Origin of the sequence: Xylanivirga thermophila (assembly GCF_004138105.1) — a bacterium.
Lineage (GTDB): Bacteria > Bacillota > Clostridia > Caldicoprobacterales > Xylanivirgaceae > Xylanivirga > Xylanivirga thermophila.
Window position 1 is genome coordinate 53,939 of the sequence record NZ_RXHQ01000007.1, and the last position, 26,446, is coordinate 80,384.

Here is a 26,446-nt window from a genome sequence, read left to right on the forward strand (position 1 = left end):
AACTGATCGTGTTTATATATTTAAATACTATACTGTATGCACTTATGTCCCTTGATTTTTTCAATTCCCCAATCTATCATCCCTACTGCATCTAAGGCATGGGCATCGCTTCCTATACTCATGGGAATATTGTTTTGAGATAATTTATCTATTACCCAATCACGAGGTGACTTTGTCATACAATGTAGTTCTATAGCCTTGTTTGAAAACCTTAATGTATCTATCAACTCATCTATATATTTTTCATCAAAATATCTATTTGCAATTTTCTGTGCCAACCGTATACGTCCTTCAAAGGTAGTAGTATTTGGTACAAGCATGGAACCATATGGAAGATAACTTTCCATATGCCCCAATATATTGCCTGATCCCTTTGCCATATTTATTACTTTATTCTTATATGCAGTCCAAAATTTATCATCATAATACTTACCAGGTATAATACTCCCTCCATATTCTATATAATGGGGGCTGGTAATTATAATTTCACAGTTTTTTATAACCCTATCACTTAATCGAATTTTACCATAGAAATCTGTACAGGTTTCTATACCACAAATAACCCTTTGTCCTTTTTTACAGGCATATTCCTTTATCATAGAAAAATGCTCTATTAAATCCATCTCTCTTATATTATTTATTGAAGGATTTGGATCATATGGATCAAAATGATCTGTAATAGCTATACTTTCTAAATTCAATTCCCGTGCCCTGTCTATTACTTCCTTATAGCTGCCTTCTCCATCGGAAAAGGTAGTATGGATATGATAGTCTACCCGTTTTACCATAAATGCTTTACTCCTTAACACCAGTTAAGGATATCCCCTGTACAAAATATTTTTGGAATGATATATAGACTATAAGCACTGGTATTATGGCTAATGTAGCTGCCGCCATTTTTAAATTATACGCATCGTAATACTGGCTAGAAAATTTAGCTATTGCAACTGGTAACGTCCTAAGTTCATCACTATTTACTACCAATAATGGCCATTGGAAGGCATTCCAACTGGCAACAAATTTATTAATAGTAATTACTGCTATTATGGGTTTTACAAGGGGGAGTATCAATTTATGGAATATATAGAATTCCCCTGCCCCATCTATCCGTGCAGCTTCGATAAAAGCTGTAGGTATAGTAGTCATAAAATTACGCATTAAAAATATACTGAATGCATCTGTGATACCAGGAAATATCAGACCAAAATACGTATCTATTGCCCCTACTTTATAGGTCAATATGTATAATGGTATTATAGTAGCTACCCAGGGAACCATAGTAGTTGAAAGTATCATAGTAAAAAAAACTTTTTTGCCTTTAAATTTATATTTTGCAAATCCATACCCTGCCATAGTAACAATGAAAAGATTCAACACAACCTGCATACCTGTTACAAATAGGCTGTTTAAATAATATTTCCCGAAATTAGCCTTATCAAAGAGCTCTTTAAAATTATCGAGCATAAACTTTTTCGGTAAAATTTTAGGTGGTATTAAATAAAACTCATTAATTTCTTTGAAAGAGGAAAATATCATCCAAACAAATGGCACTACCACAAAAAGGGAACCTACGCATAATAGAATAGTAACTATTACGTTTTTTGTCTTTTTATCCTTTCTCATTTAATACCCTCCCCTTTCTATTCTTCATCCAATTTTAAGAATTTATATTGCAACAATGTCACTGTAAAAACTATAATAAATAGCAAAAAGGATGCAGCACTTGCATATCCCATCTCTGAACTCAGAAAGGCCTTATCATAAATATAGTTTACAACAGTATATGTGCTTTTTAATGGACCTTGTAGCATGTAGGTTTCCTGAAAGATCATAAATACACCTATCACCCCTGTAATAGCCAAATATAAATTAGCTGGTTTTAATAGTGGAAATGTAATATGACAAAACCTTTGCCACCAGTTTGTACCATCTATCTCTGCAGCCTCTATTAACGATTGGGGTATATCCTTAAGGCCTGCCAAATATATAAGCATGGCTGCACCTGCGCCTTTCCAAACTCTAAAAATTATTACAGATCTAACAGCAGTTTTTGCATCTGATACCCAGCCTATGCTGGATAGGCCTATTGCATTTCTAATACTATTAAAAAGTCCAAAAGTAGGTTGAAAAAACCAATCAAATAAAATTGCAGCGGCTATAGTCGAGGTAATTACAGGAGAATAGTATACTACCCTAAAAAATGTAATTCCCTTTATATCATTATTCAAAAGCATTGCAACTATCAATCCAACTAGCATTATTAATGGTACTGATATGAAAAATTTTGCCATTACTATTATAGATTTTTTGAATGCAGGGTCCCTAAATAATCTGGAGTAATTATCCAAACCAATAAAATTCATCTTAGGACTTAATGCACTCCAATCGCTAAAACTTATAGGTAATGCCATAATTGCAGGTAAAAAAGTTACTATAGTTAAATATATCATAGCAGGACCAATAAAAATATAAGGTGCTATTTTTTGGTTTTTAGATTTTAATCTAGTCTTGGATTTGACAATTTCCGTTTGATTAGACATAATAACCTCCCTAAACATTTTATATACAAAGCCCCAAATACCTTAAAAGGGGCTTTGTATATAAAAATTGTTTTAATCTAAATCCTTAGCTATTTCATCATTGAGTTGCTGTTGAATTTCTTTCAAAACATCTTCTAGGGGTTCATCCGTTAATATAAGCCTCTCATATTCATTTTTCCATATATCATAGGTAGCTGGTAATTGTAAAAATGATACATAAGAATCATTAAGTGATGATAATAGTAAAGCTACTTGCGAATCCTCTATAAGCTCCTCATCATCTAGCAGCGCCTTACGAGCAGGTAGTTCTCCAGTCTCCTTTGTCCACCTTTTCTCCACATCTTCACTCGCCAAATATTCTATAAACTTCGTTCCCATTTCAGAATTAGCGTTCTTTCCCAATACATATGCCCATGAAGTAACTATGGTAGTATGTTTATCTCCCTTGGCAGGAATAAGCCCTATACCTAAATCAATATTTGGAGCAGTCAATTGCAAATTTCCAAACATTGCAGGATGTCCCAACATCATGGCAACCTTTCCCTGTCTAAAGCCTGCCCAGTTTTTCATAAACTCTATATCATACACCTTATCAATTTTATAGGTATCTACCATAAACTTAATTGCCTCTACTGATTTTGGATCATCGGCAAAGATAAATTTACCATCTTCATCCACCATTTTACCACCATATTGATTTATAATAGCCTCTACTTCAGGTGCATATCCCTTTGTGCCCCAGCCTGATTGAACCATAGTTCCGTTTTCTACCTTCGTAAGTTTTTTTGCCCATTCCCTCATCTCATCCCATGTTTGAGGGCCTTTTTCTCCATCAAGACCTGCTTCATTTAATAAATCTTTGTTCCAATAGGTGACAATAGTTTGAACGTCTGTTGGTAAGCCGTAGTATTTGCCATCTACATTTAGGGCCTCTACGGTAGCATGTACAAAATCATTTTCAATATCTGAAGTGGACAAAACATTTTCATCCAACTGTTGGATAGCATTCGATTTTACCAATCTTGAGATCATACCAGATTTTACTTGCATAACATCTGGCGCAGCATCTGTTGCCAAAGATGATATGAGTTTCGTAGAATAATCTGCTTCAGGTATAAATTCCATTTTAATCTTCACATTTTCATTTTGTTCCATAAATTCGAAAGCAAGTGCCTTCATCATGTTATCCCGCGCCTGACTGCTATGCTGCCAATAAGTAATACTGACATCCTTAGCCGAAGATTTTGATTCATCTTCTTGTTCATTATCTTCTGTTCCCTTTTTCCCTTCATTGTTTACAATTTCATCATTTTGCTTATCTGCTTGCCCATCTTTTTCGCCACATGCAGCAAGCAATGTCGATATTAAAAAGATGCACAGCATAAGACTAATAATTTTGTTTCTTTTCATTTCTGGAACCTCCTTGTTTTAATGTTTCTTATTTTAATGGCTGTGTACAGCCATTAATAACAAATTAAAATTCTATAGGGCTAAATATCTTCTTTTCAAATATATAGTTTGCCATACCTGCAAGTGCTGATAAAATCCCTTTTGTTGTAAATTTAATATTTATGCCATCGTTATAAAATTTTAAGGCAGTATTACGCCCTGTATCTAAAACAATGTCTAAATAATTCCACTCACATTTACTAAGGGGGCCTCCTATGGCAATCATCTCAGGATTTATCATATTTAAAACATTAGCAATCCCTATGCCAAGTATCCTAGCTTGTTCCTTTAATATTTCTTTTGCTACAATATCTCCTCCATTAGAGCGGACAATTACATCATCTAAACGTAATTCATCATCAATGCCTTCTTCTCCCTTTTCTTTTAGTTTCTCTTTATACCTATTTACAATATAATTTTCAGAAATAATAGTTCCCAAACATCCTTTATTTCCACATCTACAAACAGGCCCATTCAAATCTATAGTCATGTGCCCTAGCTCAAATCCTCCTATATTGCTGGGTTGGAACAAATTACCCGAGTTTATATACGACATTCCTACACCATCTTCTACCATTATGTAAGCAAAATTGTTGTAATGTCTGCCTATTCCAAATTTGTGCTCTCCCAATATAAGCGCATCTGTATCTTTAAATACAAAACAATCCATATTGTTTTTTTGTCTTTTTATAAACTCTATCATTTCAAACTCTTTTAATTCCAAAGGTGCTGAATAGAGAATGCATCCATCCTGATTATTGACTATTCCTGGAATACTGATCCCGATTCCCACAATTTTTCCCTCAAACTCACCATATTCATCAAAAATATCATGAAGACATCTAGCTAAAATATTTTTTACATTTTCCTCACCAACGATGTTTTGTTTTATATTCCATTCTTTTACAACAATGCAATCCAAATTAAGTAGGGCATATATAACTTCTTTTGGTTTCAAGATTATTGAGATTACAAATCGCGCATTTGGATTTATCCCAAGCATCACTGGTCTTCTACCCCCGCTCGACTCTCCTATTCCAAGTTCCATTACTATTTTCTTGTCTATAAGCTCTGAGGTTATAAGAGATACAGTAGTAGGACTTAATTTTGTATATTGAGTCAATTCCGCTCTAGAAATCTCACCATGTTTCCTGATATTTTTGAGAACTATCTGTCTATTTAACCTTTTTAGCATCTCCTGATCTGCTTTTTTCATCTTTGCCATAAACATACCTCTTTCTTTTATCACTGGAAAAAGTATCTTGCTTTATACAATGATATCATATATTATCCTTGCATTGGATTGCACCGGTAAAGGCAATTCCATAGCAGTACACAGCGTAGGAATAAAGCTTATATTATATACCCTTTTATCGTACACTACGCCTTTCTTGAAATCTGGCCCTTTGATTAAGGAAAAGACATGCTGTGCTTGACTATTTAAAGAATCATGATTAGCATGCAAAGTCCAATATCTATTTTTGTTTATACTAAAATGGTACGGTGGTATGGGAGATACAAGCATATCTGCAAAAAAAGCTGCCGTTCCCCGCTTTTTTAGTTCATCCTTTGTCAAACATTCTTCAACTATATCATCTTGTTCTATCATTGCCTTGATAGAGCGCATTTTTTCATCTCCCAACTGATCTCTAAAATATATTTGCAGCTGAAGATTTACACTTATCATAATAACTTCCCAGTCTGGGCTTGACGTTTCACCTATATTTAGACATTCTATTTTATGAAATCCCTGATTTTTCAGTATTTCTATTATTCTATGTACATAACTTTTTCCTTTAAAAGGTACCATTCCATGATCGCTAGTAAGCAATATATTAGTGTTATCATAAATACCTATATATTTAAGAAATTCTACAAATTTTCCTAATTCATTATCCATCTGTTTCAAACGACCCATTATATTTTTCAGCCTACCTTTTTCAGTAAACCGTTTTATCCTTCCCCGAGCATAAAATTTATTATGCCCTATGGAATCTAAATCATCCATATAGATAAATAAAACCTTAGGCTGTTCATCCATCTCTATTCCTGATATCCCAGAGTTTACGAATATTTGCCTTGCCCATTTGAATCTATTCTTATAATCTCCCCCAGGTTGGATGTACAAATGTCTCAAATCATCATACTCCGCTCCCCTATTTTCTAAAGCAAATTGCTGTATAGAGGCAAAACATATATCATTCCCGGCTAAAACCTCTCCTATAGTTTGAGCTTTATTGAGTCTCCTACATAATATCACTTTGTTTAAATGTCTATCGAAATATTTATAAACATTGTTTGTAACATCAGAATAAGCTCCTGATACTATGGCACTCTGCATAGGATAGGTAATAGAAGGTATGCCAGTATATGCGTTTGTAAATAATATTCCTTCATTAAGCAATTTATTTATATACGTTGTTCCTGAGTATGATAAACTATTAGCTAATTTATAATAATAGTAGGAAAACCCATCCCAATTTATATATACAAAAAATCTATTATTTTTCATCATATAGCCCTTCTTATTCCAGTGGAAAAACAAAGTATGTACAAAATCCACTTGCAAATATAAGTATATATTAAAATATACCATCTTGCAAGCTATTTTTATCCTAAATTTATCAATATGTTATTAAATAATAACATATTCCCGTATTATTCTATTATTTGCTTGTATAATAAAGGGATATAATAAATTTATTATATCCCTTTATTACATCTATATTTAATATTTAAATTTGGCAATATTTAATTGCATCTCATCTGCCAAATGTGCAAGGGCTTCACTTGCACTTGCAATACCTTCTATTGAAGATGTCTGTTCCTCAACAGATGCAGAGGCCTCCTCCGTTCCTGCTGCATTCTCCTCGGATATTGCAGATAGATCCTGTATAACACCTATGATCTCATCCTTCTTTACCTGCATCTCATAGCTCGATTTATTTATATTTGATATAATCCCGTGCATATCTTCAATGGCAGAGGCAATGCCCTTAAATTTATCATCTGTAATATATACACTCTCTGATTGAAACTTCACTACCTGTTTGACTGTCTTCATGGTATCAACAGAATACGCCGTTTTATCCGTAAGATCCTTGATTATCCCGGCAATCTCTTCTGTAAATTTATTTGCCTGCTCTGCTAAATTCTTTATCTCTCCCGCCACAACAGCAAATCCTTCTCCCGCCTCGCCTGCTCTAGCTGCCTCTATACTGGCATTGAGGGATAACAAATTGATCTGCTTTGATATATTTTTTATCATCTCACTGGCATCCTGTATCTTTGTAGCGCTCTCATTGGTATTTAAAATAATTTCATGTATCTCTTTAGCAGAACTATCAATATCCTTAGTCTTCTCCACAAGGTCCTCTACGCTTTCAATGCCTTCATCTTTTAATGTATCTATTTTTCCAGTAGCTTTATTGAGTTCATCTAAATCCCCTTGATTTTGTGCTATTTTCTTACCTAATTCTTCAATATGTAAAACACCCTGTTCCGTATCCTTAGCCTGATCACCTGCACCACCTGCTATCTCCTCTATTACCTTTGCAATCTCCTCTGCCGCCATGGATGACTGCTCGGTAGTAGCTGTTAACTCCTCAGAGGAAGATAATACCTGCTGTGACGATTCAGATATATTTTTGATCAAACTGATTAGATTTTTTTGCATAGTTACCAATGCATTAGCAATAGTACCTATCTCATCATTTCGCTTTAAATATTTCATTGCTTTGCTATCATTATTAATGCTTAAATCGTAATTAGAGAATCTCTCAATAACCGTAGATAAACTAATTATTGGCCTTGCAATAGACCTTCCTAATGATAGGGAAGCCATCATACCAATTATAATAAAAACTATTGAGACTATTAAAATGTTATTCTTTAATTTAGATAATTCACTTAGAGCATCTTTTTCATCTGTGCCTACACCTATCATCCAACCTGTACTTTCTATGGGGACTACACCTATATATCTTTTAGATCCCATAAGTTCATAATTTGCAACACCTTTTTTACCAATGCCTATATCTTTTAAAGCTAAACCCCAATTTTTAAACTCCCCATCTGTCTCTATGTCCTCTAAAACATTCCTTCGATTTATTACATTTTCCCGATTAGGATGTGCATATATTGTTCCATCTGTGCCAATGATATAGGCATAGCCATTTTCTCCAACTCCCATTTGATCCGTTATTTCATTTAGAGCAGTACCATCTTTTCTACCAATTAAAATTCCTACGACCTTTTTATCCGTTTCAATGGGAACTGCATACATTATAACTGGTTCATTGGTCACCTTGCTTATTATCACATCAGAAATGCTATTTTCCCCTTGAAGAGCCTTCTTAATATAATCCCTATCATCCAATTGAACAGTATCCTCATTTAATGCATATTGGGTCATTCCATCTAGATTCATAATCCCCATATCCAAATATCCTAGCCGTTTGACAGCTGAAATGAGTGTTTCACGCTGAACTTGCCAGTCCATGGTCTGTATATTAGAATCATTTGCCAACTCATTTAATGTACTTAAATCCTTATCAATACTTGTTTCTATTTGCTTAGATCCTTCTTCTGCAAGCAACAATAGAGCTTCTTCAGTCTGATTTATAACAGCATCTGAACTAACCTTTAATGCAGTCATTCCTAAACCTGTACAAACGACCAAAGTGAGAATAGCTACCACTAGAGCGATTCTCCTAGATAAATTTAACTTCATTTTAATCTCTCCTCTTATCTCATATATGGAAATATCGTTCTATCTGTAGCTATATAGTAAATATAAAACGACATTTTACTACTTTTATCGACACCTTTTCGACAAAACTTTAGCATATTTATATCTTTTTCGTTTAATATCAATACAACATAAAAAAATGCATCAATAATTGATACATCTATTTCCACCTACATTTTTCACACGATACATGGCCTTATCTGCTTTTGATATGAGCTCATCAATACTATTTCCATCCTTAGGATAAAAACTTACTCCTATGCTCAAAGATATACATATTTCCTCTTCATCATTAACTTTGACCTTATTTTTTGCATTTGCAATTCGTGCAGCTATACATCTGTAATTAGTATAGGCTTTTAAACCGGGTAATAGTATTAAAAACTCATCCCCACCATACCTAACTACAGTATCATTGGCCCTCGTACTTTCAGTCAATATTTTTGCTACTTCTACTAATACCCTATCCCCTATTTCATGCCCATACTTATCATTTATGCCCTTAAATCTATCAACATCGATAAACATCAGACCCAATATAGTATTATCACGCCTAGCAGCTTCTAAAAACTTAGCAGCTACCTCATAAAAAAGAGTTCTATTGGCTAACCCTGTAAGCTTGTCATAATAGGCTAACTTCTCAATTTCCCGTTCTTTTTCCATCAACTCCCTGTTTAATGAATATAATTCGTTTGCATATTCCTTTAGCTGATTAATTCTTATGAATTGGCTGGTTACATCTATACATTCGATAATTAAATATTGTTCATCATTAACATCAAATCTGCTTACCTTAAGATTTATTTCAGCATTATCAACAATTAATCCCTTATGTATTGCTGCAGAAAAGAAAAACTTTCGGTTTTTCCCCATTACAGCTGTCACTGCATTTCTAAAACATGACCTATTCAAACTTGGAACCGATGTATAAATATTTGTATCTATAACCTCTTTTTGTTTTGTACCAGTTAAATATTCCATATAATTATTCCAAAATAGAATATCCAACTTATTGTCTAATATTATGATGCCTTCGTCAATATAATCTAGTACATCAAACAACACATTACTCATGTAAACCATCTTCCATTTTCTCTATTGTCTGAATCAATTCATTCAATGAATTTAAGGTCAAATTTATAATTATAGCCCCTTCTATTTCAGTATCATCTATTATAAAGGTTATATATAGCATCAACATATAAATATCTTCTTTGTTTGAAATATCATTTTCAAACTCCATCCTATTAAAAAGTCTCACAGTAGGCAGGGTATATTCCAAACTAACATCTAAGAAGTTACCAATCTCTCCAATGACAGAATTTAAAATAATATTCCCTACTTCTCTGATTATATCAAAATCTATATCGGTAAAACTCATCTCATATTCGCCATCTATTTCACCGTGATCAATACAAAGGTTTATAAATCGACGCATCTTATCCGCAGGGAATATCAAGTTTGCCTCACCCGTAAGCTTTTCTTCAAATGCGATTGAAGATACCATTAGTGTTCCATTGGATATCTTGGGAAAACACTTTGCTAAATCTATGTCCAATTCTTCACAATTTAATATTTCTATAGTAGGCACATCCAATAATATTTTTTTGTTAATCATCTCTGATAGCATATTTGCTGCCTTACCCACACCAATATTAAATATCTCTTGTAAAATGTCATACATTAAATCATCTTTGCCCATTTGCATCACCTTTTATAATGTCACATATGGCTTCGGCTCTTCCCTCATTAAACGGTTTATTGAAAAAACCCTTAATTCCATATGCTTCTACCTCTTCTTTTATACTTTTCTGTATATCCGCTGAAACAACAAAAATTTTAGATTCATCATCATATTCCCGTATAAGCTTTATAAGTTCCCTACCATCCATTTTAGGCATTAATAAATCAACAAATACATAGTCTGGATTTATGTACTTATATTTATCGAATCCCTCTTCTCCATCACTGGCAAAATCAATTTTCACATCTTCAATAAATTTTTTTAGCATGTTTGATATAACTATCTGTGAAAATCGTGAATCATCAACAACCAATATCTTCATCAATATCCTCCTGTAAGTTTCGGTGTAGTCCATTATCTTATATTTCAAATCATATTTATAATACCACATAGCAAGGGAAATTCAACAGCATCTTTGTAGAAAAATGAAGAATTTTGTCGTTTAGCTTTTATAGACCATCTCTGCTATTTTTACCGCATCCCTGGCATCCTTACCATAATAGTCAGCACCTATCCTTTTTGCGTAATCCGAATTAAGAACCGCCCCTCCCGCCATTATCTTACAATCGAGATGTTTTGCCCTTATACACTCGATTGTCTTCTCCATGTTTTTAACGGTAGTTGTCATCAGTGCGCTAAGTCCCACAAGTCTTACATTATACTTTTCTATTGCATCTATTATCAATTCCGCAGGCACATCCTTTCCCAGATCTATTACCTCAAATCCATAGTTTTCTAAAAGCATCTTAACTATGTTTTTCCCGATATCATGAATATCACCTTTTACAGTGGCTAAAACTATCTTCCCCCTACTTGCTTTTTTATCTCCACTCTTCTCCATATAATCCTTAATCTCTTCAAACGCTATCTTTACAGTTTCCGCCGACTGTATCAATTGTGGAAGAAAAATTTCTCCCGCCTCATATCTTTCCCCCACCTCGTCAAGGGCCGGTATTATAGAGCCATTGATAATATCCATAGGCTCTATCGTGTTTAATAATGCCTTTGTGCTTTTTAATATCTCCCCTTTTAAACCTTCGTGTATTATGGTCTTCATATCCTGTTTAGAATCGGGTAATTTCCTAGCCTCCAAACTATCTTCGGCAATTTTAATATAGCGCCCTATATATGCTTCTGCCCTCTTATCATGATTGGATAATACCTTAAAAGCCATGACAGTATCCATCATCTCCATATCACCGGGATTTAAGATAGGCATATCCAATCCATACGCCAAAGCCATAGCTAAAAAAGTTCTATTTAATAGTGCCCTTTTAGGCAAACCAAAGGAGATATTGCTAACCCCTAAAACCGTTCTAACCCCATAGCGCTCCTTTATCTCTCTGATGGCTTTTAGAGTCTCAAAAACCTGTTCCTGATCTACAGAGGCAGTAAGGGTAAGGCAGTCAATAATTATATTACATTTATCTATGCCATAGCCTTCAGCCGTATCCAGTATCTTCTTACAAATTTTAACCCTATCTTCACATGTTGATGGCAAACCGTTTTCATCCATGGTCAAACCAATGACATTAGCACCATATTTCTTCGCGATTGGAAATATCTCTTCCATTGTCTTAATATCGCCATTTACCGAATTGATTATTGGCTTGCCATTATATGTCCTAACCGCCCTTTCTATTACCTCTGGATTGGAGCTGTCTATTTGAAGGGGAGTATCTAAAATACCCTGTATCTCCTTAACCATTTTCTCCATAGTCAAAACTTCATCAATTTCAGGTATCCCTGCATTGATATCCAATATATCTGCCCCAAATTTCTGCTGCCCTATCGCTTCCCGTAAAACATAATCCATATCCATATTTATTAAGGCTTTTTTAAGGGCCTTCTTACCTGTTGGATTGATCCTTTCCCCTATTACTTGTATACTGCCATCCACGAAAACAGTTTTAGTCGATGAACAAACAGTCGTATATTTTTTACGCTGTTTTTTTATAGGCCGTTGCCCATGTAGGCTTTTCACAATTGCATTTATATAGTCAGGATTAGTACCACAGCAACCACCAAATATGGATGCCCCTTTTTGAGCCATATATCCAATCTCCTTAGAAAACTCCTCAGGCGTTACATTATATATGGTGTTGCCATCCTTATATACGGGCAATCCTGCATTTGGTTTAACCATTACTGGTATAGAAGCGTATTTAAGTATTTCATCCACTACATTTTGAAGATCCTTAGGACCTAATGAGCAGTTAACCCCTAATGCATCTATGCCTAAAGACTCCAAAACAAAAACCATTGTTACTGGATCAGTTCCCATAAGTGTCCTGCCATTATTCTGAAATGTCATAGTTGCAAAAATAGGGAGATCACAATTTTCCTTTGCAGCCAATATGGCAGCCTTAGTTTCATATAGATCAGACATAGTTTCTATTAAAATTACATCCGCCCCTGCATCATAACCAGCACCTATCTGCCTCTTAAATATTTCATAAGCCCTCTCAAACTTTAAAGTACCTGTTGGTTCTAATATCTGACCTGTAGGACCTATATCAAGGGCAACGAGTTTTTCACCAGCAGCTTTTCGCCCAATATTTACTCCAGATGCTACTACCTTTTCAACAGAATATGGTGCATCTTTTAGCTTTAGCTCATTTGCACCAAATGTATTGGTGGTTATAATATCCGCTCCCGCCTCTATATATTTTTTATGTATATCGAATATAATATCGGACTTTTCTATATTAAATATCTCGGGCAGCTCTCCCGCCTTTAATCCCAATCCCTGAAGCATAGTCCCCATGGCACCATCAAAAAACAAAAATCTATCCTTTAATATGTCCCTTATATCCAATATCGTCTACTCCCTTCTAAAATTACAACTATCTCTTTTTAGGCAGCTCTCGCATCCCATATTGACTGAAACCCCTTTATCTTTTAGCCCTATAATAGCTGTAACGGACTTTCTAGGTATCATTATTAGATTATCATTTACCGTCAAACCAATCCTATTGGCCTCCAATATATTTAATAAGTCAGGCTGAATATCTAGCGGAAAATCTCTATATCCCGGGCTATATCTTGGCATGATGTTTAGATGGTATTCTTCTTTTGCAATTAGTTTAATCTCCTCTTGAACTTTATCACACACATTTTCTATTAGTGCCGTTGCACATGCATCTAGTACAAAACTCCTTGTTAAATCATAGCTTTTATAGTATCTGATCCTTTTATCAACGGAAATGCCTAAAGTAGCGCCCATAACAGCACATTTAAAACACCCATTGAGATATCTGTTTATATCTTTTCCCATTAACAGGGTATTGGTTTGTTTTATCCATGCATATTCATCTGTGAATTTTAAATCAAACATTTTGTATACATACATAGGATAAGCAATATCTAAAATTTCCTTTATACACTCACTAATATAAAGCTTGAGCTTCATATCAGCCTTATTACGACCAACACCTAAATATCTTAATACCTCATTTATGTCAATATGCACCTTTATCATCCAATTCCATATATTTTTCTTCCGTTACAGCATCTCTTACCTCGGAAAGATTTTTCATGATTTCACTTGCTACCTTTGGCTTATTCATAGTATATAGATGTATGCCATCCACTCCCCATGACAACAGATCTATTATCTGCTCGGTGGCATAGGCAATCCCTGCTTTCCTCAATGCCTTGGGCTTGTGTTCATATTTTTCAAGAATCCTAATAAATTTTCTAGGTAGGGATGCCCCAGATAACGATACCATCTTTTGTATTTGGTTTTTATTTAATACAGGCATTATGCCGGCCATTATTGGAGCATCTATCCCTTTTTTGGCTAATCTATCCATATACATATACAACTTTTCATTATCAAAGAATAGCTGGGTTATCATGAAATCAGCACCGCAACACATCTTTTCCTTTAAGTATTCTATATCCTTATCCAAACTATCACATTCTATATGTCCCTCTGGATAGGCAGCAACCCCAATAGAAAAATCATCAAATGCTTTTATATGACTTACCAGATCCTTTGCATATTTATAATCACTCTTTCCGTTAAATCCACCAATGGGTGGATCCCCCCTTAATGCTAAAACATTATCCACATTATTTCTTTTTAGCTCTTTAAGTATGAATTCCGTTTCTCCTCTGGTTGAGGTATAGCACGTCAAATGCGCCAACGTCTCAATACCATATTTGTTTTTTATCTCAGATGCAATCTCTATAGTCCTGTCCTTGCTGCTGCCTCCCGCTCCATATGTAACGCTTATAAAATCCGGATCCAGATCCCTTAACTCTTCTACGGTATCATATACAACATCAATAGGGAATTCCCTTTTAGGAGGAAAGACCTCAAATGAAATAACCGGATTTTTCTTTGAAAATATATCCCTTATAAACATCCCCCAGTCCCCCTTATATTATATAAAAAATCCTTCCCTAACATCTTAAGGAAGGATTCTCATTCTTTTTATCCATCTTATCGACGTTAGCAGAACCACCTTGTTGAAAAGGCAACAGGTTGGTATAGGGTCAACGAGCTAACTCTCTACCCTAACTCTGGATAAGTTAATATCAAATTATAAATATAATACTAACACTGTATATATAGTATGTCAATAGTTTGAATTTTTAGAATTCTTATTTAACTATTCTAGCATACTGACCCTTAGTGATAAAATAAAATATGCCATACACTATTGCATATACACCATACATTACAGAGGAAAAAGTAAGAACGGTAACATACGAATTATCAACAGGTATCATATTAGAAAATATCATAGTATCCGCTGCCTTCATGGCAAACATGCTATGGATAATTCCAACTACAAGGGGGATTAGAAAAACAGGCAGCAATCTCTTTTTTATGACCTTCTTCTCTATATTATCATCCATGCCGATCTTCCTAAGCATCCTATATTGATCCTGTTCTTCCTCTGCGGCCATTATCTGCTTGAAGTATAAAAGACTTGCAGTCATGAGTATAAATACGGCACTCATAAAGAAACCTATAAAGCATAACAGTCCAAACATCTTTAGTGACTCATTATAATAACTATATGCCATTCTATAGCTCCCCACATTCCCCGATAATACCTTATCAAGCTCAGTGCTTAACTTATCCGATTTCAAAGCATCTTCATATCTAAATACAGTTACCTTATCAAAAGGTGCACCACTACCCCTATAGGTATCAAAAATATCACCAGTCTTTAAAAGGGCATTAAAATCATCATCATTCAAGATCAATGTATGGATTGCACCAAAGGATAGTATATCAGATTCCAATATAGATGTTATACTTATCTTTTGATTAGAAAAAGTAAGTATCTCCCCATTAACTGCATTTTCAAGTTCTTCAAACATATACGGAAACACATATGTTGCTTCACCAGGTTTTATATCAACAGGTTTTAGGCTGCTCCTTGATAAAGAGATAAGCTTATTACATTCGGATTGGGAATACACCCTAAAATAGCAGTCTTTATCATTAGAAATATATTCATGACCATCTACTACAACTGGCTTTATCTGTGGAACGCATTGGTATCTCTTGGTAGTATACTCCCCTGTGATTTTCGTATCATGCCTTTTAAAAACCTCATGAACCCTGTCAATTAGCCCTTCCTGGCTCGTATAAAAATACATATCATACCCAATATTATTATACGTAGCTTTTTCTATACTGCTATAAAGTGTAAACCCTGTTGCAATTGCCGTAGTAGCAACGGCGGATAATACTGCAATGGTTGCCATAACCGAACCTATGGATCTCATCCTATGAGAAAAAGTTGATATTGAAATTAGACTTACACCTCTATAATATCTCTCTTTACTCCTCTTTAACAAATCTAAAACCTTTGGAAGCCCACCCCAAAAGAAAAGGTATGTACCTCCAATTACAAGGACTAATATGGGTATTACCATTTGCATAATCGTAAAAGGATCACTTGTTGCAGCAATATAATAACCTGTTCCCATCAATATAAACGATATAATAAGCATAATAACGGAACCTTTGGAATTGCCTTCAGATACCTTATCAGCCTTAAATAGATCTATGAGTTCAAATTTATTGACAACCCACAAGCCTGATAAACCCATAACACAAAAAATTGCCATGAATATCATTGCAGTAATATAGATAGCTTTTAGGGATATGGTAAATGCAATATCACCAGTAAACGATGCTAATGAGATATCAAGCAGGATCATTGCCGTTAACTTGGAGAAAAATATGCCAAAGCCTATGCCCACAACAAGGGATGCCACTCCTACAATCATCGTCTCTAAAAAAAGCAACCTCCCTATCCTGCCATTTGTCATACCAAATAATGAATATGTGGAAATTTCCTTTTTTCTTGCCTTTATAAAACTCTTATTAGAGCTGTTGAGGAAGAATAGAACGAATACCATGATAATAATGCCAAACGCAGTGAGCATGGCTTTATATTTATCACTATAGGTAAATGCCTGTTCCACCTGTTCATTTTCCATCAATGCAAGAAACGAGTATACTGTAAATACACTGAAACTTAGAGAGAAAAAATGCATTATATACCTTTTAAAATTCCGCTTTATATTTCGAATGGCTAATGTAAAAAGGTTCATTTTATCCCACCCCCAAGCACACTCATAACGTCTATTATGGAATCAAAAAACTTCTTTTTATCATCCCCTGCATATAATTCATTGTATATCTCACCATCGCGAATAAATAGTATCTTCTGGCAATAGCTTGCAGCGTATACATCATGGGTTACCATAAGAATGGTTGCCCTATACGATTTATTTATAAATGTTAAAAGCTCAAGTAAATCTCTTCCCGATCTTGAATCAAGGCTACCTGTTGGCTCATCTGCCAAAATTAGCTTTGGATTGGTAATTAGGGCACGACATGCTGCAGCACGTTGCTGCTCACCTCCTGAGACTTCATAAGGGTATTTATTAAGTATGTTTATGATGCCTAGATCCTTTGTAAGACTCATAAGTCTATCCTCTATAACATCAACCTTATACCCAGATAACGTAAGTGGGAGTATGATATTCTCCTTTAGCGTCATTGTCTCAAGTAGATTATAGTCCTGAAATATAAAGCCTATATTTTTCACCCTGTGTCTGGCAAGCTCGTTTTTATTAAGGTTTGCAATGTCCTTTCCATCCATAATAAATCTACCCGTTGTTGGTTTATCTATACTTCCCAGTATATTAAGGAGCGTAGTCTTACCTGACCCGGATGCACCCATCACACCGATAAATTCCCCTTCATTTACTTCAAAGCTTATGCTCTTTAATGCCATATACTGCTTTGAGCCCTTCTTATTGCCATATACTTTGCTAATATTCTGTACTTTTAGTATCTGCATTATTTTTACCTCCGTATCCCTCTTTATGAGATAAGTATATCCCATATACGGATCTAGAGAAATCGAACCAACTTACATTTTATATCCTCAACTTACATTTTTGTCACATGGTGCATGGTCTTGTTTTCAACGAATGTCAAACTAAACATGGCATACTCACCATATTCAGACTGTACCGTTAGTTCATGGCCTAGCATATCACTTAGCTTTTTTGATAGGTATAATCCATATCCTGTAGACTTCATACCATTTCTATTGCCAGATGAAGTATAACCCTTGTTAAATACCTGCCCGATATCCTGCTTTGAAATCCCTTCACCACTATTTTTAATGGATATTGTAACTCTATTTTCTCTTCTACTCGTGCTAATCACAATAGAGCCTTTCATAGGTGTATATTTTACCGCATTGGATAATATTTCAGATAATATATATCCGCTCCATTTTTCATCTGTCAAAACATCGTATACATCTCCCGTAATAGCAAAATTTATCTTGTTATAGCTGAAAAAATTTGAATACCCCTTTAGAGCACCAGCAATTAATTTTTTCGTACTAATCTTTGCTATCTTATAATCATCATGGAGGGTATTGCTTTTTATCTGATAAAAAACCCTTTGCACCGACTGCTCTATTGAAAATATTTCCGTATCTATATCCTGATAAAAACTATTTGGAATATCGCCCTCATGATTTTCCAATATAAGCCTTACAGCTGCAATCGGCACCTTGACATCGTGCACCCACTTTGTGATAAATTCCAGTTCCTCCGATGATTTAGTATATATATCCGACTTGTATTTTTCATATTGCAGTGCTAAACCATGCACAATCTCTGCATATTCCCTATCTATAGGATAGGAGAACTCGTCTAAATCCTGTGAAGAGGTATTTAGGCTACAATATCTTTTAAACTTTTTTATACGGGAATTGAAGATTCCATAGTCTAAAGCCACAAAGATAATAAATAAAATCCCCCATCCTGCCAAAATATATTTGGCATTTGATTCACCAATGCTGAACCTTTCATCCAATTTATAAACTGCAAAAGAAAATATAAAGGCAAGGAGGATAAAAATATATGTTACCCATCTCTCTTTTAAATATTTAATAAAGCTCATATCAGCCTATATCCCTCTCCCTTAATTGTTTTGATATACCCTTCAAGCCCTATCGTATCCAGCTTTTTGCGCAAGCGATTTACATTGACTGTAAGGGTATTATCGTCTACAAAGCTCTCGTCATCCCATAATGCCCTCATAAGGCGGGAGCGCGTGACAACCTTGCCATGATTTCTAATAAGCATAGATAATATCTTACACTCATTAGGGGTCAGCTCTATTTCATTTTCATTATAGAAAACCTGCAAACGCTCTAAATTTAGTATCATATCCCTATATTGCAATACATTCAATGTCTGGTCACTGTATGAATATGCCCTACGTAAAACAGCTTGTACTTTCGCAATAAGTAGATCCATAGAAAATGGTTTTTCTACGTAATCATCCCCACCCTGTGATATTGCACGTATTTTATCACCATCAGTATCTCTAGATGATATGAAGATGATGGGGATATTGGAAATTTGCCTAATCTTTGCACACCAATAAAATCCATCATAATATGGCAGATTAATATCCATTAGTACTAGATGGGGCTTAAAAGAAGTATAGTTTGAGATTACATCATTAAAATCCGGGATTATGGAAACCTCATATCCCCATTTATTTAGTTTCTCCTCCATTATTGAGGATATTGTATCGTCATCCTCCACAATTAATATCTTGTAAATATCTATCATCCCCTAATTACTACTATTTGAAATTGAGCCATCTTAATATGTAGTACATACTAAGATGGCTCAATCAATATTATAACATAAACATCTGGAGATGGTGATTTTTAATACTTAAATTTAGCAATATTTAATTGCATATCATCTGCCAAATGTGCAAGGGCTTCACTTGCACTTGCAATACCTTCTATTGAAGATGTTTGTTCCTCAACAGATGCAGAGGCCTCCTCCGTTCCTGCTGCATTCTCCTCGGATATTGCAGATAGGTCCTGTATAACACCTATTATCTCATCCTTCTTTATCTGCATCTCATAGCTCGATTTATTTATATTTGATATAATCCCGTGCATATCTTCAATGGCAGAGGCAATGCCCTTAAATTTATCATCTGTAATATACACACTCTCTGATTGAAACTTCACTACCTGTCTGACTGTCTTCATGGTATCAACAGAATACGCCGTTTTATCCGTAAGATCCTTGATTATCCCGGCAATCTCTTCTGTAAATTTATTTGCCTGCTCTGCTAAATTCTTTATCTCTCCCGCCACAACAGCAAATCCTTCTCCCGCCTCGCCTGCTCTAGCTGCCTCTATACTGGCATTGAGGGATAACAAATTGATCTGCTTTGATATATTTTTTATCATCTCACTGGCATCCTGTATCTTTGTAGCGCTCTCATTGGTATTTAAAATAATTTCATGTATCTCTTTAGCAGAACTATCAATATCCTTAGTCTTCTCCACAAGGTCCTCTACGCTTTCAATGCCTTCATCTTTTAATGTATCTATTTTTCCAGTAGCTTTATTGAGTTCATCTAAATCCCCTTGATTTTGTGCTATTTTCTTACCTAATTCTTCAATATGTAAAACACCCTGTTCCATATCCTTAGCCTGATCACCTGCACCACCTGCTATCTCCTCTATTACCTTTGCAATCTCCTCTGCCGCCATGGATGACTGCTCGGTAGTAGCTGTTAACTTCTCAGAGGAAGATAATACCTGCTGTGATGATTCAGATATATTTTTGATCAAGGTGATTAGGTTTTTCTGCATAGTTCTTAGTGAATTGGCAATAGTACCTATCTCATCTTTTCTCTTTAAACTCTTCTCCAATTGGCTGTCTTTATTAATACGCAAATCATAATTAGATAATCTCTCAATATCTTTCGATAAGCTTATTATTGGTCTTGAAATAGAAAAGGACAGGCATATTGAAAATTTATCAATACACCTGCCCCAATGTTATAACTTTTTTTGATCTATTATTAGTATTTAAGGTACATCTGCATAGGATATGATAGGTATTCAACGTTATCCATTTTCTCTACAGTATAATATCCTGCAGGCGTCTCAAGCACCAAAGGAATGCGATTCACAATGGTAGCACAAGTATGTTCAACAGTTGCAGGTTTTTTTACAAAGAATGTCGTATCCGGTTCTCCTATGATCTTCCAGTCGCACATATCCCCATCATCAGGTCCATATACCTTACCTATACATTGTGTCTCGATAATGGGTCCCTGGAAAGTTTCAGTGGTTACAACAGCACTCATACCAATGCAGTTGCCCTTAGGAATAGTCTCACCAAGGGTCTTTGAATATAAATCAGTATCATAGAAATATGGAACACATTTTTGAGTTTGTGATTTTATTGTCCAACCCATCTTAGAGCATAATGCTTCGTTTGAATTCCATACATAAGCAGGCTCTAAGGTTTCAGGATGTGCAATCTGCTCTTCAAACTCCTCCGGTGTAAGTCCGACACCATGGGCCTTTGCCAGTGCAAGGCCATAATCCTCAACATTATAGCTCACTGCACCCTCTATTTTATCAATACGATGAACCCCTCCGGCTACGCAGCTTATCATATTCACCCAGTAGATATCCTGCATGCCAGATCCAGCAATGGTACAACCATTCTCCTTGGCCATCTTATCAAGCCTGTTTGTAATAGCAGAGGCAGTTGTCCATGGATATATGGCTTCCTCACAGGTAGTTATAACATTTATTCCACGGCTTATAAGCTTCTCAAAATGTGGCATTACATCTTCCATAAAGCTAAATAGGGTAACAACAGCAATATCCGCATCACATTCATCTAGCACAGCGTCAGCATCACTTCTAATCGGGACACCCAGCTTAACACCTAGTTCTGCCCAATCACCAACATCCATTCCGACAATTTCAGGATTGATATCAATTGCTCCAACAATCTCTGCACCCTTCTCATACAGATAGCGAAGAGTATACTTAGACATCTTCCCACAGCCATACTGAACAACACGAATCTTCTCTTTAAACATAGTTGCATCCCCTTCTTTATTATTCATCGGCTAAATATTTCAATATATACCGACGTTAATTATAGTATAAACCTTATAGTCGGAATAATGTCAACGATTGATTGTTATAAATTTAACTCTATTGGTATTTGTAACCTTAGGAACATACCACGCTCGTCCTCTTCTAAAAAGGGTAATTCAGCCAAAACCTCGCATATATAGTCACCAGAGATAATATAGCCCTTATCCGATACCTCATCTAAAAGACGATTTATATACTCCTTTTCCTTTTCAAATTCATCACAATATATACAAAGATATGTGTTAGCTGGAATAGATATGGTCAGATCATTTGGAACATAATCATTATCTACAAATACAAATACTTCACTTGAATAAAAATAGCGTTTTTCTAAATTTTCTTGTCGTAAAATAGTACCTGCATTACAAAAATAGATCTGAGGTATTTTATCATAGATCATATTTTTCTTTAATTTTCTTAGTAACATCTCATAAAAGTCAATCCCATGGTCATAAAAATTCATCCCTGAGTCAATGCAGTACATCTGCCGCTTTTCAATATACTCAATGGTGATTGTACCATCAGGCGGAGATCCTTCATACCGCTCATAGCTCTTTAAAGTGCGCTCAACTGCCCTTTTTTGATATTCCAGTTCACGAATTTGTGCATCAATTTCCATTATATTTTGTTTGAGCATATCTTTTACAGACTGGGATTCATTGCAATCCAATTGCTTTTTTATATCCTTAAGCGTCATCCCTGTAGATTTCATGTATTGAATCATATCCAATCTGGCACTTTGCTTGATACTATAGTAGCGATATCCCGTATTTTCATCAACAATGTCAGGCTCTAAAAGCTTTATCTTATCATAGTATCTCAAAGTTTGTTTAGATACATGATTGAGCTTTGCCATCTGCCCAATTGATAGTTTATCCATCCATATGACCCCCTGTGATTGCTTATGAAATATGATGATATCACAAGATAATATTTGACATAATTATACTTTCAACATATAAATCCAAAATCCTCTTGTTAGACCTTTATTTACGATAAAACTTGTCTGATCTATACAAAAAAGTATCAAAAAAGAGCCAGAGAAAAGATTCTCTAGCTCTTTTATAGTTAGTATAATTATCTGAGTAATTGTAGTACACTCTGAGGTGCTTGGTTTGCCTGCGGACCTTCAAATAGCTTTCACTATCTGCCAGACTATATCTTCAACCAAACCTACTATTTGGTTGTCGGGTACTTCGAGGGCACCTCCCGCCCCTACGCTTCTCATAGTCATAGCACTTATTTTAATTGCCTTAGACCGTACAAGCTAGTCGTTGAACCTTCTCCATCTTTTCAGAACAGGAGCTAGGCTGCTGATTATCCATTGTTTCATCCTTTTTCTTTTTGACCCTTCACGTTTACCGTTTCCAATTCCGTTGTAGGGAAAAAGGCTTTAGGAAGTTCCAGCAATTCACCCGATTTGCAATTAGAGATTGCTCTCTAATGGACCCGTAAACTCATTCCTCATATTATCTTAATAATTGTAGTACTCCCTGAGGAAGTGAATTTGCTTGAGCCAGCATTGCAGTAGCTGCCTGCTGCAAGATATTGTTCTTGGTGAACTCCATCATCTCTTTGGCCATCGTCGCCACAACAAGTTTCCCTGTTGACCAGACTATATCTTCACCCTCAATGTTATTTGAGGAGTCGGGTACTTCGAACACATTTTAGTGCCCTACGGACTTCATCACCATAGCTTTGCCTTAGGTGGTATGCCCTAGTCGTTGAACCCTCCCCAACCTTTCGATACAGGGGCTCGGCTGCTGATTGCCCAATCCCTTTATTTTTCAAACCCTCACGTCTGCCGTTTCCAGCTCCGCTGTGGTATAAAAGGCTATAAGGGTTTTCCAGCAATTCACCCGATGATACTCCTAACCGTTACCAGTTAGGACGACTGTGCCTGCACTGCTTATGCAGCTTCGGCATAATCAACGTCTCTTATACGGCTCTCTGCAGCCTGTAGGTTCTCTGCAGATGTATCAAGGTTCTTGATAGAATGCTCTAATCTATTCTGCATAGCACCAAGCTTGGAACGCTCTGCTGATACTTGTTCTATTGCTTTGTTTATAGTAGTTATTGATGTATCTGCTTTAGTTTGACTAGATACATCAATACCTACTTTTTTACTAGCATCTTCATCTATGACTGTCACATTAACAGTAGTAGCATCTGGTTTAGATGTTAACGCATCTGTTCCTAAAGTTGCTCCATCTTTAACTGCAACACTAATTCCAGCTTCGCTTGCTACTGTATCTAACGCTGCCTTTATATCCGCTTCAGTTGCTTCTATAGCCCCATCTTTACTGCTAGCAGTATCATAGGCAGCTTGTTTTAATTTAATAATTATTTTGTTATTCTCTTCATCGAAATCTGCAGTTGTGTCAGTAACAGCTTCATGTCCATCGCCTGTTTTTAAAGCTGCGAATTCAATACTTAATGTTTCACCAGTTTTACTTGTAACTTCTATATTAGTAGCACCTTGAACCTCGGTCGCTTTATATGCTACACCTTGAACATTCAATGCTTTAGCACTCATATCATTAATTGCTAAATCAACGTTTTGTCCACTATTTGCACCTATATGGAATTTCGCACTAAACTCTCCAGTCAATAAATCCTGAGTATTGAATTGAGTTGTTTCGGAAATTCTTGTAATTTCTGCTGCCAATTGATCTATTTCTTTTTGAATTTCGCCTCTATCAACTTCTACGTTTGTATCATTTGCTGATTGAACAGCTAATTCCCTCATCCTCTGAAGGATTGCATGGGTCTCTGTTAAGGCACCCTCTGCAGTCTGGATAAGTGATATACCATCCTGAGCATTTTTAGAAGCCATGTTAAGACCTCTGATCTGGCCTCTCATCTTCTCGGAGATTGCAAGACCTGCTGCGTCATCTCCCGCCCTATTGATCCTAAGACCTGAGGATAGCTTCTCTAAAGTCTTAGCAGAAGCATTGTTTGTAACACCGAGTTGTCTGTGGGCATTTATTGCCATCATATTGTTGTTAATTCTCATTTGTTATTCCTCCTTGAGTTTGTTTTTACCGGCGTCCTTGCCGATATATTTTATTATGAAGCCCTATACCGCTCGGCCGTAGCAGTATATCAGCCTCATTTTGTTACTCACTATATATATCGTATGGAGGATATAAAAACTTTAGGGTTTTTTAGCAATTTTTTTGCTTTTTTCATAAATTTAATTTAGTTTTGTTCTTTAAGCGCCTTTGCAATATCAGATAGGGATATGGATTTTGTATTAACCGCCTCTTTATTTACCTGCCTTACCTCATCTACAAGCTCCCGCCTTACAATCGCCATCTCCCCTGGCGCATCTATACCTACCTTGACCTTATCCCCTTCCACGCCTACTATGGCAATCCTTATATCTTTGCCGATTAATATCTCTTCACCCTTTTTTCGCGTCAAAACTAACATAATCTATTCCCCCTTTGATCCAAAGACTGGATAGCGTATGGGGTAATTCTGTGATAATATCACCTGTTTACCTAGATATTCCTTGGCATTTATCACTATAGGTGCTGCCAAGTTTACCGTCATCTTTTTATAATCATCAGGTATCACTACCACATTTAATAGGATTATATCCTTTCCATCCTCTATCTTAAGCTCTTTTAAGCAATCATCTGGCACAACCGGTGAATAATCAGGTTTTATATTGAAGGGGTTTACCACTACCATCGCTATATCAGAATCATCTACAGATTGCAGCCAATTAAGGGGCTGTATATCCTCAGGGGTAATTAATATGTACTTTTTTAAGCCTTCCAAACCTAAAAGTCCTTCTTCAAAAAAAATAACCCTATCGGCTGAATATTCTATCTCACCAAATCGGGTTGTATTTATCTTCATATATGCATCTACCTCTTTATCTATATAGTCTTGTTTAACTTCTTGCCTACATATTCCACCTTTATATCAGGCCATCTCTCCATATATATATCCACCTTATGCCGGGTAGCTTTTATATCAGCTGTGGTATGGACATACCACTGTATATCGGCGGGCCTTGGAGTTATCCGTATATTAGTTTCTCCCTCTTCTAGCTCTATCTTGGGGCGGGATGTAGGTGCACATACTAAATTCAAATCCCCTTCATATTTAAACATGGATTCAAAGGCTAGATCCACTATCGGATCCCTGCCTTCTTCTATGCGCATCATCCGATCTCCCGCCTCCGCTATATCCCCTATAGCCTCTACCCCAGATTCATAGCACTCATCATAATAATCATGAGCCAACTGCAGGGCAGGCTTTAGGCCTTTCTCAGCAAAGCACTGTGTCTGATCGATATGGATTTTAGGCTGTTTTACTCTAATATCCATATCCGCCTTTGGCTGGGATATATCAGCCCTTGGAGGTTCCTGCCTTATATCCATCCACGCCCTTTGGGTCCTTATACCGATTTGTCCGTAGACCTGAGTTATCCTAATATCCATATATC

25 protein-coding genes are annotated in these 26,446 nt (G+C 35.7%); all 25 read right to left on the reverse strand.

Annotated features, from left to right (window positions below):
* Window positions 1-20: 20 nt before the first annotated feature.
* Entirely contained in the window at window positions 21-788 is a 768-nt protein-coding gene (locus EJN67_RS05505; RefSeq protein WP_129723343.1) for a PHP domain-containing protein, read from the reverse strand.
* A gap of 7 nt (window positions 789-795) precedes the next feature.
* A complete protein-coding gene (locus tag EJN67_RS05510) occupies window positions 796-1,623 on the reverse strand; it encodes a carbohydrate ABC transporter permease (RefSeq protein WP_129723344.1) in 828 nt (275 codons plus the stop codon).
* Between the two features lie 17 nt (window positions 1,624-1,640).
* Window positions 1,641-2,540 (reverse strand): carbohydrate ABC transporter permease, encoded by a 900-nt coding sequence (locus EJN67_RS05515; protein WP_165000751.1) that lies wholly within the window; start codon window positions 2,538-2,540, stop codon window positions 1,641-1,643.
* Window positions 2,541-2,612: 72 nt separating this feature from the next.
* Complete coding sequence (locus tag EJN67_RS05520; RefSeq protein WP_129723346.1) at window positions 2,613-3,950, reverse strand: ABC transporter substrate-binding protein; 1,338 nt, start codon at window positions 3,948-3,950, stop codon at window positions 2,613-2,615.
* A 64-nt stretch (window positions 3,951-4,014) separates the two neighbouring features.
* Window positions 4,015-5,214, reverse strand: coding sequence for an ROK family protein (locus EJN67_RS05525; protein WP_165000752.1), 1,200 nt, complete (start codon window positions 5,212-5,214; stop codon window positions 4,015-4,017).
* Window positions 5,215-5,256: 42 nt separating this feature from the next.
* Window positions 5,257-6,501, reverse strand: coding sequence for an alkaline phosphatase family protein (locus tag EJN67_RS05530; protein WP_165000753.1), 1,245 nt, complete (start codon window positions 6,499-6,501; stop codon window positions 5,257-5,259).
* Window positions 6,502-6,717: 216 nt separating this feature from the next.
* Window positions 6,718-8,721, reverse strand: coding sequence for a methyl-accepting chemotaxis protein (locus EJN67_RS05535; RefSeq protein WP_129723349.1), 2,004 nt, complete (start codon window positions 8,719-8,721; stop codon window positions 6,718-6,720).
* 162 nt (window positions 8,722-8,883) lie between these two features.
* The gene (locus tag EJN67_RS05540; RefSeq protein WP_129723350.1) at window positions 8,884-9,813 is read right to left on the reverse strand and encodes a diguanylate cyclase; all 930 of its coding nucleotides are present in this window, start codon (window positions 9,811-9,813) and stop codon (window positions 8,884-8,886) included.
* The gene (locus EJN67_RS05545) at window positions 9,806-10,441 is read right to left on the reverse strand and encodes a chemotaxis protein CheC (protein WP_129723351.1); all 636 of its coding nucleotides are present in this window, start codon (window positions 10,439-10,441) and stop codon (window positions 9,806-9,808) included. The genes EJN67_RS05540 and EJN67_RS05545 overlap by 8 nt, the downstream gene beginning before the upstream one ends.
* Window positions 10,428-10,805, reverse strand: coding sequence for a response regulator transcription factor (locus EJN67_RS05550; protein WP_165000754.1), 378 nt, complete (start codon window positions 10,803-10,805; stop codon window positions 10,428-10,430). The genes EJN67_RS05545 and EJN67_RS05550 overlap by 14 nt, the downstream gene beginning before the upstream one ends.
* 120 nt (window positions 10,806-10,925) lie before the next feature.
* On the reverse strand, window positions 10,926-13,301 hold the full coding sequence (locus EJN67_RS05555) for a homocysteine S-methyltransferase family protein (protein WP_207207972.1): 2,376 nt from the start codon (window positions 13,299-13,301) through the stop codon (window positions 10,926-10,928).
* A 6-nt stretch (window positions 13,302-13,307) separates the two neighbouring features.
* Window positions 13,308-13,955, reverse strand: coding sequence for a methionine synthase (locus tag EJN67_RS05560; protein ID WP_165000755.1), 648 nt, complete (start codon window positions 13,953-13,955; stop codon window positions 13,308-13,310).
* Window positions 13,945-14,856, reverse strand: a complete 912-nt coding sequence (metF, locus tag EJN67_RS05565) for a methylenetetrahydrofolate reductase [NAD(P)H] (protein ID WP_129723354.1) — start codon at window positions 14,854-14,856, stop codon at window positions 13,945-13,947. The genes EJN67_RS05560 and metF overlap by 11 nt, the downstream gene beginning before the upstream one ends.
* Window positions 14,857-15,094: 238 nt before the next feature.
* Window positions 15,095-17,068, reverse strand: a complete 1,974-nt coding sequence (locus EJN67_RS05570; RefSeq protein ID WP_129723355.1) for an FtsX-like permease family protein — start codon at window positions 17,066-17,068, stop codon at window positions 15,095-15,097.
* Entirely contained in the window at window positions 17,065-17,823 is a 759-nt protein-coding gene (locus EJN67_RS05575) for an ABC transporter ATP-binding protein (RefSeq protein ID WP_129723356.1), read from the reverse strand. Before EJN67_RS05575 ends, EJN67_RS05570 begins: the two co-directional genes overlap by 4 nt.
* A gap of 92 nt (window positions 17,824-17,915) precedes the next feature.
* A complete protein-coding gene (locus EJN67_RS05580; RefSeq protein WP_129723357.1) occupies window positions 17,916-18,944 on the reverse strand; it encodes a sensor histidine kinase in 1,029 nt (342 codons plus the stop codon).
* Window positions 18,941-19,615, reverse strand: coding sequence for a response regulator transcription factor (locus EJN67_RS05585; RefSeq protein ID WP_129723397.1), 675 nt, complete (start codon window positions 19,613-19,615; stop codon window positions 18,941-18,943). The genes EJN67_RS05580 and EJN67_RS05585 overlap by 4 nt, the downstream gene beginning before the upstream one ends.
* 110 nt (window positions 19,616-19,725) lie before the next feature.
* Window positions 19,726-20,733 carry a methyl-accepting chemotaxis protein gene (locus tag EJN67_RS05590; protein ID WP_129723358.1) on the reverse strand — a complete coding sequence of 336 codons (1,008 nt, stop codon included), beginning with the start codon at window positions 20,731-20,733 and terminating at the stop codon, window positions 19,726-19,728.
* Between the two features lie 152 nt (window positions 20,734-20,885).
* On the reverse strand, window positions 20,886-21,923 hold the full coding sequence (locus EJN67_RS05595; protein ID WP_129723359.1) for an NAD(P)H-dependent amine dehydrogenase family protein: 1,038 nt from the start codon (window positions 21,921-21,923) through the stop codon (window positions 20,886-20,888).
* Window positions 21,924-22,027: 104 nt separating this feature from the next.
* Window positions 22,028-22,864 (reverse strand): MerR family transcriptional regulator, encoded by an 837-nt coding sequence (locus EJN67_RS05600; RefSeq protein WP_129723360.1) that lies wholly within the window; start codon window positions 22,862-22,864, stop codon window positions 22,028-22,030.
* A 589-nt stretch (window positions 22,865-23,453) separates the two neighbouring features.
* Window positions 23,454-23,648: a flagellin gene (locus EJN67_RS14360; RefSeq protein ID WP_279387716.1), complete on the reverse strand. Its 195-nt coding sequence runs from the start codon at window positions 23,646-23,648 to the stop codon at window positions 23,454-23,456.
* Window positions 23,649-23,893: 245 nt separating this feature from the next.
* A complete protein-coding gene (locus tag EJN67_RS14365) occupies window positions 23,894-25,000 on the reverse strand; it encodes a flagellin N-terminal helical domain-containing protein (protein ID WP_129723361.1) in 1,107 nt (368 codons plus the stop codon).
* 185 nt (window positions 25,001-25,185) lie between these two features.
* On the reverse strand, window positions 25,186-25,419 hold the full coding sequence (locus tag EJN67_RS05615; protein ID WP_129723362.1) for a carbon storage regulator: 234 nt from the start codon (window positions 25,417-25,419) through the stop codon (window positions 25,186-25,188).
* A gap of 3 nt (window positions 25,420-25,422) precedes the next feature.
* On the reverse strand, window positions 25,423-25,854 hold the full coding sequence (fliW, locus tag EJN67_RS05620) for a flagellar assembly protein FliW (RefSeq protein WP_129723363.1): 432 nt from the start codon (window positions 25,852-25,854) through the stop codon (window positions 25,423-25,425).
* A gap of 20 nt (window positions 25,855-25,874) precedes the next feature.
* On the reverse strand, window positions 25,875-26,441 hold the full coding sequence (locus EJN67_RS05625; RefSeq protein ID WP_129723364.1) for a DUF6470 family protein: 567 nt from the start codon (window positions 26,439-26,441) through the stop codon (window positions 25,875-25,877).
* Between the last annotated feature and the right edge of the window lie 5 nt (window positions 26,442-26,446).

Bases quoted from the DNA above. Each gene is read 5' to 3' on its own strand.
- EJN67_RS05615 (WP_129723362.1), bottom strand. From the start codon at position 25,419: ATGTTAGTTTTGACGCGAAAAAAGGGTGAAGAGATATTAATCGGCAAA.
- EJN67_RS14365 (WP_129723361.1), bottom strand. From the start codon at position 25,000: ATGAGAATTAACAACAATATGATGGCAATAAATGCCCACAGACAACTC.
- EJN67_RS05535 (WP_129723349.1), bottom strand. From the start codon at position 8,721: ATGAAGTTAAATTTATCTAGGAGAATCGCTCTAGTGGTAGCTATTCTC.
- fliW (WP_129723363.1), bottom strand. From the start codon at position 25,854: ATGAAGATAAATACAACCCGATTTGGTGAGATAGAATATTCAGCCGAT.
- EJN67_RS05625 (WP_129723364.1), bottom strand. From the start codon at position 26,441: ATGGATATTAGGATAACTCAGGTCTACGGACAAATCGGTATAAGGACC.
- EJN67_RS05550 (WP_165000754.1), bottom strand. From the start codon at position 10,805: ATGAAGATATTGGTTGTTGATGATTCACGATTTTCACAGATAGTTATA.
- EJN67_RS05530 (WP_165000753.1), bottom strand. From the start codon at position 6,501: ATGAAAAATAATAGATTTTTTGTATATATAAATTGGGATGGGTTTTCC.
- EJN67_RS05515 (WP_165000751.1), bottom strand. From the start codon at position 2,540: ATGTCTAATCAAACGGAAATTGTCAAATCCAAGACTAGATTAAAATCT.
- EJN67_RS05525 (WP_165000752.1), bottom strand. From the start codon at position 5,214: ATGGCAAAGATGAAAAAAGCAGATCAGGAGATGCTAAAAAGGTTAAAT.
- EJN67_RS05595 (WP_129723359.1), bottom strand. From the start codon at position 21,923: ATGTTTAAAGAGAAGATTCGTGTTGTTCAGTATGGCTGTGGGAAGATG.
- EJN67_RS05505 (WP_129723343.1), bottom strand. From the start codon at position 788: ATGGTAAAACGGGTAGACTATCATATCCATACTACCTTTTCCGATGGA.
- metF (WP_129723354.1), bottom strand. From the start codon at position 14,856: ATGTTTATAAGGGATATATTTTCAAAGAAAAATCCGGTTATTTCATTT.
- EJN67_RS05510 (WP_129723344.1), bottom strand. From the start codon at position 1,623: ATGAGAAAGGATAAAAAGACAAAAAACGTAATAGTTACTATTCTATTA.
- EJN67_RS05575 (WP_129723356.1), bottom strand. From the start codon at position 17,823: ATGCAGATACTAAAAGTACAGAATATTAGCAAAGTATATGGCAATAAG.
- EJN67_RS05600 (WP_129723360.1), bottom strand. From the start codon at position 22,864: ATGGATAAACTATCAATTGGGCAGATGGCAAAGCTCAATCATGTATCT.
- EJN67_RS05540 (WP_129723350.1), bottom strand. From the start codon at position 9,813: ATGAGTAATGTGTTGTTTGATGTACTAGATTATATTGACGAAGGCATC.
- EJN67_RS05570 (WP_129723355.1), bottom strand. From the start codon at position 17,068: ATGAACCTTTTTACATTAGCCATTCGAAATATAAAGCGGAATTTTAAA.
- EJN67_RS05580 (WP_129723357.1), bottom strand. From the start codon at position 18,944: ATGAGCTTTATTAAATATTTAAAAGAGAGATGGGTAACATATATTTTT.
- EJN67_RS05520 (WP_129723346.1), bottom strand. From the start codon at position 3,950: ATGAAAAGAAACAAAATTATTAGTCTTATGCTGTGCATCTTTTTAATA.
- EJN67_RS05545 (WP_129723351.1), bottom strand. From the start codon at position 10,441: ATGGGCAAAGATGATTTAATGTATGACATTTTACAAGAGATATTTAAT.